The following is a 15596-nucleotide window of genomic DNA, read 5'->3' as shown; positions in this document are numbered from 1 at the left end:
GCCGAAGACCGGGGTTCCGTAAAAGCAGACCTGCCACTCACTTCTGCGGTAACAGGACCGCAAACCCACTCTACAGCGGCTCAGGGCCTGGCACCCATGGCCTGTCCGGTGACCAGAAGATCCTTTCCGGGGGCAGAGGAGAAGACCTACGGTGAGTGCAGAACGAACCGTGCCGGTGTCCGGAGCGCCGCGGCGGCACCCTCGAGATCCGCGAGCCGGGCGGCAAGCGTGGCCTCCGCCAGCCGGGGCGGCAATGCCGCACTGAACTTGAGCCCTGCCAGCGCTCGGGCGTCCACGGCCGGCAGGCACAACTGTTCGGATGCATCGGCTGTGGCCTTCGCCCAGTCCTGCGGTGTGATGTCCTCACGCAGTCGCAGGTAAGCGGCCGTCGGACGTTGTAGCGGATCGACGACCGGGCCGAGGCTGGCGGCGAGGGTAGCGTTGGCGCGGTAGCCCGCCCAGGTCCACCAGCGCACATTGGTGTCCGGCCCCCCGCGTGCAACCACTGAACCTCCGGCATGGACGAGCTCGGCGTTCTCCTCGCGAGCCTGGGCGAGGGCGCCCTGTGCACGCCGGGTGAGGACCACCGGCGGAGTTGCCCCGAGCAATACTTCGCGCACCGCGCGGGTGAGCTCGTACGACGTGGCACGGCCCGGCCCCAGGCCGCCCCAGCGGGCCCGCCCGCCGGTCTCCACTGGTTCTACGAAGCAACGGCGCCTGGACCAGTCGATGTACGTCACCTGCCAGCTGCGGCCGGCGAGCAGCAGCCGGCGCGGGCCGTGAACCTCCTCGGTCAGCAGCGCCGGGTCGGTCGTCCCGATCTCCGTCCGGCCGGCCAGGACGGTGAACTCGGGGGCTGCGGTGAACACGGCGGTGAGGTCCATGAAGGAGCGATACCCGAAGCGCTTCTCCGCCTCGGGGCCGATGAACAGCATGCCGCCGTCGCGGTCCAGATAACCTTCCGTGACCAGATGCCGTACGACGGGCTCGGCAGCCGGTCCGAAGGGGCCGAGCCCGCCCCACCACTCCTGCCACAGCTGGTCACCGACCCGGTGTTCCTGCAGGCAGAGAGCGAGGATCTGCTGGGCGACGATGTGCCGGGGTTCGGGCGGTGCGGTCACCGGCTCCACCCAGCCCCTGCCCCACAGCAGGAGCAGGGCCGAGGCCGCGAGCAGGCCCCCTTCGTCCAGGGTGAGGAACAGGCAGTTCCGGACCGACCCCGGTCTCCGGCCGGTGCGCCCGAGCCGCTGGAGGAAGGAAGCGACGGTGCCGGGTGCGTCGATCTGGACGACCCGGTCCAGATCACCCACGTCGATACCGAGTTCCAAGGTGCTGGTGGAGACGATCACACAGTCCCGGGCTTCGGTGAACGCCTCCTCGGCACGCCGTCGCTCGTCGGCCGAGAGTGAGGCGTGCGAGAGGAACGTGGTCACCCCTTTGGCCCGCAGTCCGGCGCCGAGCTCCTCCACCTGCTTGCGGGATTCGCAGAAGACCAGCCGTTTCTCGCCCTGATGGAGTGACGCGATCACCGTGGCGGCGTTGGCCAGCGAGCCGACGTAGTCGAGCTGCACGTCCCCGGGAGGCGGGAGCGCGGGCGACTTTTCGCGCAGGTGCGGAGCGACCACTCGGGCAGGCCGCTCAGTGGCTCCCGATCCCTGGAGCCACTTCAGCAACTCTTCAGGGTTACCGACGGTTGCCGACAGACCGACCCGCTGGACCGGCTGTCCCACAACCCGCTCCAGCCGTTCCAGCACCGCGATCAGATGCCAGCCACGGTCGTCACCTGCGAAGGCGTGCACCTCGTCCACCACGATCGCGCGCAGACCGGAGAAGAACCCGCGGTGATCCACATGAGTGCTGACCAGCATGGCCTCCAGCGACTCCGGTGTGGTGAGCAGGACATCCGGGCGTTCACGCAGAATCCGTTTGCGCCGCGACTGCGGTACGTCGCCGTGCCAGAGCGCGGCCGTACGCCCGAGCCACGAGGTGTATGTCTCCAGGCGGGGCAGCAGATTGTTGAGCAGCGCCTTCAACGGACAGACGTACAGCACCGAGGTTCCGGTCCACTGTTCCTCGGCCATGCGCGACAGCAGGGGGAAGGAAGCCGCCTCTGTCTTGCCCCCTGCAGTGGGGGCAAGGAGCACGGCGTCGGTTCCTGCCAGCAGCGGTTCGATCGATTCCTGCTGCAGCGGTCGTAGCCCCGGCCATCCGAGAGTGTTGACGATGTGGTGAAGGAGCCCGGGGTGCAGCCGGTCGAGCGGGTCAGGACGCTGGGTCACAGGAGGTCCAGTTCTACCTCGTCGGCGCTGCCGGCCGCGGCGTTGCGTTCCACAGGGCTCATCTCCGACGGGCTCATGGTCAGTGCGTAGTGAGTCCTGGGGTCGAAGTCCTCGAACTGGTCGATCCGGTCCAGAACGTCCCCCACGAGCTTTTTCAGGAACAGCCGGGGAGCCACGCCGACCCTTCCACCGAGCGCGCCGCCCACCGCACGGGCGAGGTCCGCCACGTAGGCGTCATCGGCGGTCGAGGCGATCCGCTCGGGCGCCACGGAGCCGTCCGCGTACAGGTCGCGGATGGTGATCCCGAGGGAAATCAGCGATTCCAGGGTGAAGCCCGGCAGCCGGAGCTGCACGGCACGGGGGTTGTCGAACCGGGGATCGGTGGTGAAGTCGGTGGCGAGCCGCTGGGCGAGGGGAGCCAGGCGTTGTGCACCCTGCTGGCCGTCGTAGAAGGCGGGAGTACCGGTGATGACGAGGTAGAGACCGGGGAAGCGTCCCGAGTGGACTTCATCGATGAGCTGGCGCAGTGCGTTGAGCGCCTTGTCGCGGGCATCGGAGCGGACCCGCTGGAGCGTTTCCACTTCGTCCAGTACGAGGAACAGCCCTGCGTGGCCGGAATCGCGCAGCACGGTCAGCAGCCCCTGCAGGAAGCCGAATGCGCCGAAGTGGTCGAGGTCGCCGCGTACGCCAGCCGCCCGACGGGCAGATGCGGCAACGTGTGGCTGGCCGCCCAGCCACGCCATCACCGCTGCGGCGGTGGCCTCGTCGCCCTCGTCCTGGGCCTGACGATAGCCGCGTAGTGCTGCGGCAAAGGAGGGCGCGTGCCGGGACACTTCGGTGAGCCGCGCCGTGGTGAGTCGGTCCACCGCGGCGGAGAGCTCCTCGTCGGACGCGCCTGCGGCGAGTGCGTCCTCCTCGAGCGCGTAGAACCACGCGTCCACGACGGGGCGCAGGGCGCTGGGAGGAAAACCAGGTGTGGCCAGTCGCTCGGTCAGCCGCCGGTACACCGTTTCCAGCTTGTGCAGGGGAGTCTCGGTCTCGGAGACCTGGATCTCGGCGACTGCGAAGTTGCGCCGCTTGGCCCGCTCGCCCAGCCAGCGGGTGAAGAAGGTCTTGCCGGACCCGTACTCGCCGCGCACCGCCTTGAAGACCGAGGCGCCCGTGGACACGGCCTCCAGCTCGCCGTCGAGGGCGGACTCGAACCGATTCAGTCCGGTCGCCAGCAGGTCGAGCCCGCTCTCGGGTACGGCGCCGCGGCGCAGTGCGTCGATGACGTCCCGGCGGCGGGCGGCGCTCACGGTGGCTGGGCGGATCGGCTGGTCGGTGCTCACTTGACCAGTGTTTCATCGGGCACGGTGGTCAGGGGACGGAGCCCGCACAGTGGTGGCGGGAGAGTGGCTGGAATCACCCGTTGCTGTCCTGATGGGGTCCGGAATGCCGGTTGACTGTGGTGCGACCATGTTGGTGCAATTGCGGACTGCACGACTAATGCACCAGGTGGGGGAAGAGCAGCGTGTCGCTTGACAGTCCTACGCTCAAGGATCTTCTGAAGAAGATTGCGTCCGGAGCCCTGCAGCTTCCGGATTTTCAGCGTGAGTGGAAATGGGAGGATGAGCGCATCAAAGCGCTCATCGCCACGGTGACGCTCGACTACCCGTTGGGTGTCGCGATGACGCTGCAGACGGGAGGCGCACCGCAATTCCGGACTCGCCCGCTCAGTGGCGCCGACGAGGATTCGGGCCCGCCCGACCTGCTCCTGCTGGACGGGCAGCAGCGACTCACCTCGCTCTTCCAAGCGCTCTACCGCGATGCGCCGGTCGAGACCGTCGACGACCGCAACAAGCCGCTGAAACGCTGGTACTACATCGACATCGCGAAGGCGATCGGCGCGCCCTCGGAGCGTGATGAGGCGATCGTTTCCGTCCCGGAGGACCGCATCCTGAAGGCGGACGGCCTCGGCCGCGGTGTACTCGATCTGAGTACGACGGAAAAGGAGTGCCAGGCGGGGTACTTCCCCCTGAACGTGGTCTTCGACACGAAGCGCGTCAATGCGTGGCACCGGGCGTACGTCCAGCTCGACGGCTCCAACTGGGACCACTGGTCACAGTTCGAGGACCTCGTCCTCAACCATGTCCAGGCATTCAACGTCCCGATGATCAACCTGCCGGCCACGACCACCATGGGTGCGGTCTGCGCCGTGTTCGAGCGGGTGAACACGGGCGGTGTACCACTGAACGTGTTCGAGCTGCTCACCGCCACCTACGCGGGCGACCAGGCCCACGTGGACGAGTTCAACGACTATTATCAGCTGCCCGCGGAATGGCTGCGGATCAAGACGGACCTCGCCTCGCGCCATCCGGTGCTCGGCAGCCTCGAAGCAGGCCTGGACGATGGTCTGAGCAGCAGTGACTTCCTGCAGGCGGTGGCACTGCTGCGCACCTGGGAGCGGAAGCAGGCCGGCCTGGCCTCCTCCCTCTCCTGCAAGCGACGCGACCTGCTGGAACTGCCGCTGGCCGACTTCAGGCGGCTGGCGCCGCGCATCGCCGAGGCCTTCGCCTGGGTCGGCTCGTTCCTGCAGGGCCAGTGCATCGTGCGGGGCGGCGACCTGCCGTACCGTCCGCAGCTCGTGCCGCTGGCCGCCGTACGCGCCATCGTCGGCGAAAGCACGGATAGCGCGGACGGCGAAGAGAAGATCGCCCAGTGGTACTGGAACGGTGTCCTGGGTGAGATGTACGGCGCGTCCATCGAGCGGCGCATGACCCGGGACGTGGAACAGCTCGTCGGGTGGATCCGCCGGGAACCGGGCGTCACTCCCGACACGGTCAGGGAGGCTGCGTTCCTTAACGAGCGGCTCGACACCCTCACCACGCGCAACAGCGCCGCCTACAAGGGGATTTACGCGCTCCTGATCAAGCAGGGGGCAGTGGACTGGTGTTTCACCGAAGTGCCGCTGAACGCCGACAAGATCGTGGCCCAGAGCGTCGACGTCCGACAGATCTTCCCCAAGACGTGGGCGACCGGCCTGCACAGCAGGAAGACCAACTCCATCGTCAACAAGACGCCGTTGTCCTTCCGGGCCAGCCGCAGCATGATCGGACCGCCGGCTTCGTACCTCACCGCGCTACAGCTTGAGTCCGGGCTCCGAGAGGAGTGGTTCGACGATGTCATCGCCACCCACCTGATCGACCCTGCCACCCTGCACAAAATGGACTTCGACCTGTTCTACGAGAACCGGGCGAAGCAACTGCTGGACCTGGTCCGGCAGGCGATGGGCAAGGGGACGGTCTTCCGCGGCGGCTGGGACGGTGAGAACTGAGATGCCCAGCACCCCTTCCGAGCAGCAGCTCCGTGACCTCAAGGGCAAGGAGCTTCCGGTCCTGGATCTCCTCGCACTGTTCGGTGCCCGCCGCCGTGACCCGTCCACCGTGCTGGCCGTCGAGGCGGCGTTGAACGCGGCCGGCCTTTCGACCGTCCCTTACTTCGCGACCTGCGGCCATCACGCCGAGGTGTTCGTCCAGTCCTTGGGCACCCCGGTGAGCGCGGCGTTGGACAGCGACGAGTCGGACGCCGACGCCGATCTGGACGACCCCGTGGAGGGCCTGCTGCCACAGCGCCCTCTGAGTATCGGCGATGTACTCCCGCCCGGCGGCGGGCTGATGGCCCAGACCCCCAGCGCTTCGCTCGAAACCGTCACTCACTTGATGCGGCACAACAACTTCTCGCAGGTGCCCATCATCGAGGGGCAGAACATGCTGCACGGAGTGGTCACCTGGAGGTCGGTGGCCAGGATGTACGAGTTCGGTTTGTCGCCGACCGTGGCCAATGCGTCCGAGCCTCCTGCCCACTGGGCTGTTGCGCAGGACAACCAGGACTTCTTCTCCCTGCTGCCCATGGTCAGTGAACAGGGGTATGCCCTGATCCGTGGCAACGACGGAACGATCCGCGGGATCGTCACGGCCGCGGACATCACCGAGCGCTTCGCGGCGACCGCGAGGCCGTTCTTCCTGATCGGTGAGATTGAGATGCGCCTGCGCAAATGCCTCGGGAAAGCCATCGGCCCCGATGCCATCCTCGCCATCCAGTCGAAAAACCGCAAGAGCGGACAGATCTCGGACCTGCAGTTCGGTGACTACGTGATCCTTCTCGACGGTCAGCAGCGGAAGGAGTCGCTCCGCCCACAAGCCGATCAGAACTGGCTCGCACTCCAGTGGCCCTGGGAGGACCGGGTCCAGTTCGTACGAAAGCTCGATCGCGTACGCATCATCCGCAACAAGGTCGCACACTTCGACCCGCAGCCGCTGTCCGGCGAACTGCACGACGAACTGGAGAAGTTCTGCCAGCTCCTCCGCCACTACGTGCAGGACATCTGAGGCGGGTGGGGTCGCCGGATCACCGGCGACCCCACCCGCTCACCTCAGCTCGAACTGTTCCCGCAGTCGCGCGGTACTCAGCCTCAGGGTCCGTCCGTCCGGCAGCGTCTCCAGGACCTGCACACCGTCGTAGTTGAGTAGTTGCCGCAGCACCGCCGCGAAGCCCTCCACCCGGCGCGAAGGCGGAAGATTCACCCGCTGCGCCAGCGCCGTCATCGGCAGAGTGCCCCCTGCGTCGAGCAGCGTCCGTACCGCCTGCTCCACGCGTACGAGATCCGGCTTGCGGGCCAGCATCTCCACTTGGGACTCGAAGACTTCGGATGCCAGCAGCGCGGCCACCAGCGCGTCGTCCGGGGAGACGGGTGCGACACCGAACAGTGCTTCGCCCGTTGTGTCCGGCACCGGCGCCATATCGAAAAGCGAGTCGTGGCTCTTGGCCAGCTCGGCCTCTGCCTTCGTGTGCCTGACCGGCTTCTTCGCCGCTGTCTGGGCCGAGGCGAGCCGTGCAGGCGCCTGCCCCACGGGGGCCTGGACACCAAGCTGCCACCAGGGCGGCTGCTGGTTGCCGAGCTCCCGCCAGTCCTTGGGCGGGGTCGCACCGAACGGCAGGAACGCCAGCACCGGAATCGTGAACTCGGCCAGCGCCGCGCCACCGTGGTAGCCCGCTCGCTGAGCGCTGTAGCGCACATCCGGATCCCACAGCGCGACGATCTCACCGCCCGGCTCCGGCGCCACCACCCTGGGCCCGGCCAGCCGCACCTCGACGTCGGACACCGGCTCTTCGGGCGTGCGGTGTCGTGCCGATTCCACACCGGTCGTGTGGACCCGTACGCCGTACCGGTCGATGACATGGCCGTGGTCGCTGGTGAGCAGCACGGCAAGGCCCTGGGCGGCCGCGTGTCGCAACAGGACCCGCAGGGCTCCTATGTCGGACAGCCTCCAGGTACCGTCGCCCAGCTTCTGCTCGCTCGACAGTCGGTCGTCGACCGTGTTCAGGACGACGGCTACATGGGTCCGCTCGCTCGACAGCGCTTCGAGCAGGTCAGACCCCAGCCACTCGCCCCCCGTGTCCGCCCGGAGGTCGTCCTTGTGGAACACCGCGGCGTCGCCGTCCCCCCAGAACCGGTGCGCCGGGAAGAGCTGCTTCTCCTGGGCCTGGGCGCCTCGCATCAGCCGGGCCGCGAACAGTGAGGTCCGGGACACCGCGGTGACGGTGGGCAGTGCGGCCGCCATCGCGCGGCGCTGGGGTTCGTCGTGGGTGCCGGGCAGTGGGTCGTACTCCGCCCAGTGCTTGCGCAGCTCCTCACCCAGCTCGGCTGCGATGGCCGCGCTCATGCCGTCGAGGACGAGCAGGAGCACGCGCTGCTTCCCGGCCTTCGCCACCGGCGCCACCACACGCGGGAGGAAGCTCTCCACCGTGAGCATTGCACCGGGATCCCGGCCGCTCGCGGTCCATTCGGCCAGCGCGAGGGCGAACTCCCGGTCGATCTCGCGCCGCGCGGTGCGTACCGAGGCACACAGTCGGTCGTACGAGGACTTCAGCGCCGGATCCGGATCCCCGCCGGCCTGGACGTGTTCCAGCGCCATGTCCACCCAGCCGGTCTCCGTGATGTGACGGCTCACCGCTGTCGGGACCGTCGGCGCCGTGCTCTCCGGAGCCGTGGCCAGCCACTGCATCAGCCGTAGTGCCATCCGAGCCCTGCCGATGCGGATCTGCTCGTCCGTGCCGGGTGCCAGACGGTGAGCGTCGAGCGCGTCCAGCGCCGTGCTCGTCTGCCCCGGGGAACCGGAGAGCAGCGCCTCGCCGACCTCTGCGAACCGGGCTTCCAACCCGGCTCGCAGGAGCGGACTCCTGCGCTCCGCCATCTCGACACCGAACTGCTGGACCAGGGTCGCAGCCCGGTCCAGGACGATGGTGTGCAGTCGGCGTGCCCTGGCGGCGGACTCGTCGCTCTCCGGGGCGCTCGTACGACCGGCGATCAGCAGCTCGGACACGAAGGCCTCGCAGGCCCGCCCAAACTTCATCGCGAGCGAGTCGAAGGCATCGCCGCGTACGGCGAAGTCCTCGCCGAACCAGCGCTCGGCCCGGCCCCGTGCCCGGTAGACCTCGGCGTCCGCGGCCGGGTCGGCATGCTCCCACAGCGCCGCGCACAACAGACCGAAGGCGACCGCGTCAGCGCCGTGCTCGGCCGAGACCAGTGCGAACAGCGCCTGTCCGGCCTCGCCGGCCTGGTCGTCACCGCTGAGGAACCGCTTGAGGCCGTCACGCTCGGGCGGACGCAGAGCAAGGAAGCGCTCCGGCCCGCCGGGTACGAGGGACCAAGTGAGCAGGGCCGGTACGTCCAGGATGTCGCCGTCGGCCACTGCTCCCGAGGTGTCGAGGCCGAGGTCGGGGTCGTACCGGCCGATACCGAGCCTGCGCAGGGCGAGCGCGGTCAGTGCGCCGCGTCGGGACAGCATGCCGCCGCGCAGCGCCGGCCAGCCGCCCGGCGGTGTGGCGTCCAGTAGGGATTCGGCCGCCCAGTTGTCCTCGAGCAGTCGCGTGTCCGTACCGCGGGCGGCGAAGGATTCGCGGACGACATCCCAGGTGTCGACCGCGTTGACCCGCTGCCGGTGCACCTTGGCCAGTACGTCGGGACCGAGCTCGGCCTCCTCCCGGTCGGTCAGGACGACGAGGACGTCGGGCCCGGAGGCTTCCGGGGCGACGTGCCCGAGCACCAGCTCGTACACGGCGAGCGCGGAAGGTGCGGTACGGACCTGGGCCTTGCGCGTATCCGCCCAGGTCAGCTCCGCCGGGCCGTCCCACACGGCGGAGGCACGCAGGAGCACGCTCCGCCGCTTGCCGGATCGCAGGCGGGTGGCCTGGGAAGCCAGGTACTGGGTGATGGTGGCGCTGTTGAGACGTACCGCACTGGTGGTGTCGCCCGGCCGGGTCACTCCACCACCCGCCAGGTGATCTCTACGGTGGCGTCCGGCTCGGCGGCGAGCAGCTCGGCCAGCTCGGCGCGCAGCTGGGCCGCCGCCTGGACGGCCTTGGTACGGCCGCCGCCGGAGCGGCGGGACACCTTCCCGGGCGCGGGATGGGAGGTCGGCACCGGCGGCCGGCTGATCTCGGTGCTGAGATCGATCTCGTTGGGCCCGGCCGGAAAACCGGGCGAGGGCTGGACCGGAGCCTGCGGCTGGCGGGCCGGAGCGGTGGCGGTCTCGCTGCGGTCGATCACGCTCACGATCGCGCGGCGCGCCTCGAGCAGGGCGTCCTTGAGGTTCGACGTGCGCTGGTCGGCCTGGGCGGCTCCGCGCAGCGCCTCCAGGACGGCCTCGCCCTGGGCACCGTACTTGGGGGCCAGCTTCAGCATGTCCCAGGCGGCCCGAGCCAAGGCGTCCGCCACGGATTCGGCCTGCTTGATGGAGGCACCGTAGCGACTCGCCGTCACCTGGCCGAAATCGAAGGTGGCGAAGGCTGTGATGATCTTCTTCGCCAGGGCCGTACCGCCGGCCGCCCCGATGTCCAGGCTCTTCAGCTGGTCGAGCAGATCGCGAGAGCGTCGGGCGATGGCGAGTCGACCGGACTCGTCGGTCGCGTCCAACGCGAGCAGGACGGAGTGCTTCTCCAACTCGTCGACGAGCGCCGCGGCATGCTCCCCGAAGCGGCGCACCTGTGCGTTGATCTGCCGGGAGAACTGGCTGACGATCCGGCCGCGCCGCAGGGTCGGCGGCTTCTCGCCGAAGATCTCCCAGTACCGGCGCCCGGCCTCCTCCCAGGTCTCCACATCCGGCAGCGGCTGGGACCGCAGGCCGTCGACCGGCTTGATCTCCAGGGGGCCGGGGGAGGGGTCGAGCGGAGATCCGCCCCGGACCCAGACCCGGTCGTCCATCTCCGCGTAGGACGCAATGATGAGGTTGGCCAGGAAGGTGTCCAGCCCCATCGCCTCGGGCCGGTCGATCCAGTCGGTGAGCTGGACGACGCTGAGGTCCCCGGGACCGCCGCTGGTCTTGGCCTGGAGCGCGAAATGCTCGACCCAGCGGGTGGACAGCCGGAAGTACGCCTCCTTCTGCTGGCCGAGGTTCAGGGGCACGCCGATGCGCCGCATCGCGGTGCGGTCCTTGGCGGGAATCTCGGCCTGCCGGTCGCCTGCCTCGACGGCCGCCCGGATGTAGCCGAAGACGGTCTTCGCGTCCGACGGCTTCACGGCGGTGCCGGTGCCGTCGGGGTCGAGGTCGGGGTGGGCGGGGTACTGCTGGGCCAGGAGCTTGGCGGCGATGTGGCGGGCGCCGTCGCCGAGGGACTGCCCGATGGAGACGCGCAGCTCGGGGACCTCGATCAGCGACTCGAAGTGGTCGTTGAAGGACACGTCGACGTCGGCAGAGGTCTTCTGCGCGCAGCCGTACGCCTGCTTGAACGCGGCCTTCACCGTCTTGGTGAGGGCCTCTCGCTGGCCTTCGAGCAGGCCCTTGGCGCGGGCCCGGTTGTCGGCGTTGAGGTGCTGGGCGTACTGGTCGAAGCGCCGTTGGTCGGCAAGCGCGTAATCGATGGTGACCAGGCGCTGGAAGTCCTGGTAGCGGGCGTTCGAGAGGTGGGTGGGGATCCAGGCCACCGTGCGCGCCGGTACGCCGGGCCGCTCGCGGAGTTTCTGCATGCGGTTGGAATCGTCGCGCGGCCGGTACGTGCCCTCGTCGTAGGGAAGGTCGATGACGAACCGCCACTGGCCTTCCTGGCCGGGGGCGAACTCGTGGTCCGGCGTTTCCGGGTCCGCGAGGTTGAGGAAGACCACCTCGGCAGTCCGGTTCGAACCGCGCCAGATCAGCCGGAGCTCGTCCGCGCCCATTTGGTCCAGGCGGTTCAGCCCGAGTTCTTCCGCCAGGAGCCGCTTGGCGAGGGCCTGGCGGTTGGACCGGTTGTTGTTGATGTTGGCGTTGGCGATGACCGAGTCGACGTCGACGCCGGCCAGCTCAAGCCGTACACCGGGGTTGGCCTTGGTGCCGGTGGCCGTGATCTCGGCGAAGCGGGCAGCCCACTCGTCGACCTTGGCCTTGATGACTCCGACCTCGGCACCCGGGATGGGAGACACCACGGAGCCGTGGTTGAGCGCGCCGAGGCGGCGGATGGTCAGATCGCGCAGGGCGGGGACGCTCGGGGCGAGGGAGGACAGGAGCAGCGTGCAGACCAGCCGGTCGTCCCCGATGAAGCCCCTGCAGCGGCTGCTCAGCTGCTGGTCGGTGATGCTCGCCGGCCGGTGCCGGTAGCGTTCGATGTCCTCTTCGGTGACGTCGTACGTGGCGAGCAGGTGCGGACGGAGCTTGCTGCGGTACAGCTTGTCGGCCGCCTTGAACTCGGCCTTCAGGCTGTCCACGAACGGCTTGTCTCCGCCGTCCGCGATCACGGGGTAGAGGTCGCCGAGCGGGATGAGCTGGTCGAGGGTGGCGTCGTCCTTGTGATCGGCGAGGAGCTGGCCCATCAGCTTCAGACCGGTACGGGAGCGCTGGAGGGCGGAGGAGATGTGGACGAGGGTGTCCATGAAGGCGGGGGAGAAGGGGTACGTCAGCCGGAACGAGTCCTCGTCCGCCCCGGTGGTCCCCTCATCGGAGCCGAGCAGGACGTCCCACACCTGCGGTCCGACCCGCTTGATCTTCGCGAAGGCCGCATCGAGCTTGGCAGCCGCCTCGGCGTCCTTGGGCTTGAGAAGGCGGGCGTGGGCGATCTGCGGGAGGTTGCGGTCCTCCAGAGTGATCTTGTCGAACCGGCCGGAGGCCAGGTTCAGGCTGGCCTGGATCGCGGCCTCGGCCACGCCGGAGGTCTCCTCGCCTACCAGCTCGCGCAGGTCGCGCTGGCGGGCGATGAAGGACACGATCGGGATGGCGCGGCGGGCGTCCGCGCCCTCCACGAAGTTGGTGATCTTGTCGACTTCGCGGGAGATGAACTTCTCGTCGTGGATGCGGTTGGCGAGCCAGAGGATCAGCTCGTCCATGAAGAGGATCAGACCGTCGTAGCCGAGCGACTTCGCGTGCTCGGCGATCACGGCGAGACCGGCGTCGAGGGAGATGAAGCCGTGCTCGTCCTCGCCGGCGTTCTGGGTGAAGCCGGGGAACCAGGTGACGCTCGCGTCGTGGACCAGCTTGGCGCGGAGCTCGGAGGGGGTGGAGGGGCTGACGAGGTTCAGACCCTCCTCGCTGCCGTCGAATTCCTCAGCAGCGAGAGCGGTGTCGAGGAGCACGGGCGTCCATGCGAAGTCATCGCCCCAGTCGTCCCCCTCGTCGTCGGCGGCTACTGCCGTGCTGTTGTCGTCGGCGCCGGCCAGGCCCTTGATGAACGCTTCGTCGCCCATCCGCACCCGGTGGGACCGAATGTCGGCGAAGAGGGAGTCGGTCCGGTAGACCTGCGGGGCGGGGGCTTCCGGGTGCAGCTTCTTGAGATGGGTGACGTACCCACCGAGAATGCGCTGCTCCAGGGACTTCGCGCCGAGCATGTGGTACGGGACGAGCAGGAACCGCTTGCGGTCGACGCTCAGCCACTCGTGCTTGGCCAGTATCGGATCGAAGTCGGTCCGGGAGAGAGCGGCCGGGGCGCGACGGAGGAGGGCGTGCAGGACCGCCATGAAGTGCGACTTACCGGAACCGAAGGAACCGTGGAGGTAGGCGGCCTTCGAGGTGTGCCCGTCGAGGGCGGCCTTGATCAGCCCCAGGGCGTCGTCGAAGTTCTCGAGGAGCCGCTCGGTGACGACGTAGTCGCGCAGTGCGTTCGCGGTGCCCTCGTCCGTGACCGCCTCGGCCAGCTTCAGGACGAAGTCGGAGGTCGAGATCGACGTCTTGATGTTGATGACGTCGCGGAGCATGGGGGCCGTGGGTGCGGTCGAAGCCATGTCTGTCTCGTGTCTCCTGTTATCCGGTGCCTACGTCGTCCTCGTGCGGGCGGCAGCCCGCCGGATGTCACGTGCGGTGCGCACGGGACATCGGGGAGTGTCGGTCGACCGGTGTTGACGCGGTGACGGCCTGCGGCCCACCCTCGATCGTAACCGGTGGGTGCTGTGAAGCCGGGTTCTGCAGGCGGCTCAGTCGCGGAGGTGCGCGACGAAGGCGCGCCAGGCGGCGGGCGCGAATCCGATCACGGGGCCGGCGGGCCGCTTGCTGTCGCGGACGGGGACGAGGTGGGGGATGTTGTCGGCGACCTGGATGCACTCACCCTGCCCCCCGCTGTAGCTGCTCGTGCGCCATGCCGGGTGGGTGAGGTCGGCGAGGGTGGGGCGGGGCTGGGTCATGGTCTGTGCTCCTTGGCGGCGCGGCGGATCAGCCCGAGTGATTCCGTGGGCGCCAGCGCCGCAGTGCGAGCATCGTCGAAGAGTGCTCGGTAGCGGGCGACTTCCGACTCCTGCTCCATCCAGATGTTGCCGGTCGGGGTCTCGGTCAGGACGAGATCCAGCGCTGACACCTGCGGAAAGCTCATCAGCAGGTATGGGCCGAACATACCGGAGTGGGCGCCGCGCGAGAACGGCAGCACCTGGACCGTGATGTTGGGCCGCTCGGCCATGTCCGCGAGGTGCTCCAGTTGGTCACGCATCACGGCCGGTCCGCCCACCTGCTGGCGGAGAACGCCCTCGGCGAGAATGGCCCAGAGCTCCAGTGGGCTGTCCCCTGCAAGCCGTTCCTGCCGAGCAAGTCGTACCTGCACGAACCGCTCGATCTCTTCACCGCTCTGCCAGGCCCGAGAAGCCACCGTGATGGCTCGCCCGTATGCCGGTGTCTGGAGGAGACCCGGGACCAGCTGGGCCTGGAAGGTCCGAACGCTGTCGCAGATGTCCTCCATCTCGATGTAATCGCGGTAGGCGTCGCCGAGCACGGATCCGTACTGGTGCCACCAGCCCTCACGCCGACGACGGTTGGCCCTGCGAGCGAGTGCGCTGAGCCGCTCCCGCGCTTCTGGGTCCGAGACTCCGTACGCATCCATGAGTGCGGCAAGGTCGGGCGTTCGGACCGGCACGTGACCGTTCTCTATCCGACTGATCTTGCCGCCGGTGCAGTCGAGAGCTGCTGCCGCTGCGGCAGTGGTGAAGCCGGCGGCTTCGCGGAAACGCCTGAGTTCGTCACCGAGTTGGCGACCGAGCACGGTGGATGGCTTCACGTTCGGCATAGGTATCTCCCTATCAGACCCGCTGGGTTGGTGGCCTGACGTTTGCTCGAATGAGTGAATCTCTCTGTTTTGCGGCATTCAATATTGCACGAAGCGGATTCGCGCGGCACTCTCTGGGGTGTCGAGGTGAACCCCTCGGCACATTCGGGGACTTGATCGGCAGCTATCGACCCGCAGGGGGTTGCTGTGTCCGTACTGAACGAAGTCTCATTCCGGCTGTCCCGCCGTCCGCGCAGCGTGCCGAGAGCGCGAGCAGCGCTGCATGCGGTGCTGGGGGATCGGGATGCGGGCGAGGAGGCTTTGCAGACCGCGGAGCTCGTGCTCTCGGAACTACTGACCAACGCACTGCGCGTGCGTGTGCCGAGTGACCGCCAGGTGGGCGTTCGCATCGCGCACTCCACGGCGGACGGCTTGCTCCGACTGGAAGTGAGCGACGCGGGGGAGGGACGACCCGAGATCCGCTCACCGGGCCCGGAGGACACGGACGGACGAGGGCTGCTGATCGTGGACGCGCTCACACATCGGTGGGGTGTCAGCCCTCGCCCGGGCGGAATCGGGAAGACGATCTGGGCGGAGCTGAAGGCGCCGGACCTCCGAGCGGGACCGGAGGTGATGCAGATGGCGGCCGTCACGATCCGAACGGGACAGTCGGTCCGTGTGTGGGGCGAGTGGCGCACGGTGCGGAGCGTGCGCGGAGCGGTACGCAACGGGCGGACTGGCAGTAGTACTCCGCCTGGACGTGGGCCCACCGCTCAGGGTGCCTGCCGCGGAACCGTTGACGGTGCGGGGCTGCGGTGTGTCCTCCCCACGGAGCAGCGGGGAGGA

At 68.6% G+C, this 15596-nt stretch carries 8 protein-coding genes and 1 pseudogene; 3 read left to right on the top strand and 6 right to left on the bottom strand.

Annotated elements, in window-relative coordinates; translation table 11 throughout:
* Positions 1-146: 146 nt before the first annotated feature.
* Both ACIA5F_RS02420 and brxD read right to left on the bottom strand, forming a co-directional pair.
* Positions 147-2279 (bottom strand): DEAD/DEAH box helicase, encoded by a 2133-nt coding sequence (locus ACIA5F_RS02420; protein WP_399348246.1) that lies wholly within the window; start codon positions 2277-2279, stop codon positions 147-149.
* Positions 2276-3610, bottom strand: coding sequence for a BREX system ATP-binding protein BrxD (brxD, locus tag ACIA5F_RS02415; protein ID WP_399348244.1), 1335 nt, complete (start codon positions 3608-3610; stop codon positions 2276-2278). Before brxD ends, ACIA5F_RS02420 begins: the two co-directional genes overlap by 4 nt.
* Before the next feature lie 182 nt (positions 3611-3792).
* On the opposite strand from brxD, the gene ACIA5F_RS02410 reads away from it, so the two are divergent.
* Positions 3793-5595, top strand: coding sequence for a DUF262 domain-containing protein (locus ACIA5F_RS02410; protein ID WP_399348242.1), 1803 nt, complete (start codon positions 3793-3795; stop codon positions 5593-5595).
* Between the two features lies 1 nt (position 5596).
* Positions 5597-6649 carry a CBS domain-containing protein gene (locus ACIA5F_RS02405; RefSeq protein WP_399348240.1) on the top strand — a complete coding sequence of 351 codons (1053 nt, stop codon included), beginning with the start codon at positions 5597-5599 and terminating at the stop codon, positions 6647-6649.
* Between the two features lie 39 nt (positions 6650-6688).
* Here the strand turns inward: ACIA5F_RS02405 and pglZ are convergent, their stop codons facing one another.
* From pglZ to ACIA5F_RS02385, 4 genes are all read right to left on the bottom strand, one after another.
* Positions 6689-9586 (bottom strand): BREX-2 system phosphatase PglZ, encoded by a 2898-nt coding sequence (pglZ, locus tag ACIA5F_RS02400; RefSeq protein WP_399348238.1) that lies wholly within the window; start codon positions 9584-9586, stop codon positions 6689-6691.
* Positions 9583-13506, bottom strand: coding sequence for a phage resistance protein (locus ACIA5F_RS02395; RefSeq protein ID WP_399348236.1), 3924 nt, complete (start codon positions 13504-13506; stop codon positions 9583-9585). The genes pglZ and ACIA5F_RS02395 overlap by 4 nt, the downstream gene beginning before the upstream one ends.
* Positions 13507-13695: 189 nt before the next feature.
* Positions 13696-13902, bottom strand: a complete 207-nt coding sequence (locus tag ACIA5F_RS02390; protein ID WP_399348234.1) for a DUF397 domain-containing protein — start codon at positions 13900-13902, stop codon at positions 13696-13698.
* Positions 13899-14771 (bottom strand): helix-turn-helix domain-containing protein, encoded by an 873-nt coding sequence (locus ACIA5F_RS02385; RefSeq protein WP_399348232.1) that lies wholly within the window; start codon positions 14769-14771, stop codon positions 13899-13901. Before ACIA5F_RS02385 ends, ACIA5F_RS02390 begins: the two co-directional genes overlap by 4 nt.
* 186 nt (positions 14772-14957) lie before the next feature.
* On the opposite strand from ACIA5F_RS02385, the pseudogene ACIA5F_RS02380 reads away from it, so the two are divergent.
* Positions 14958-15296 (top strand): annotated as a pseudogene (locus ACIA5F_RS02380) (ATP-binding protein); the annotation flags it as partial.
* Between the last annotated feature and the right edge of the window lie 300 nt (positions 15297-15596).

Origin of the sequence: Streptomyces sp. NPDC051567 (assembly GCF_044454165.1) — a bacterium.
Taxonomy (GTDB): domain Bacteria; phylum Actinomycetota; class Actinomycetes; order Streptomycetales; family Streptomycetaceae; genus Streptomyces.
Note: the sequence above shows the minus strand (reverse complement) of the source record. Positions and strands in the feature narration are given on the sequence as shown.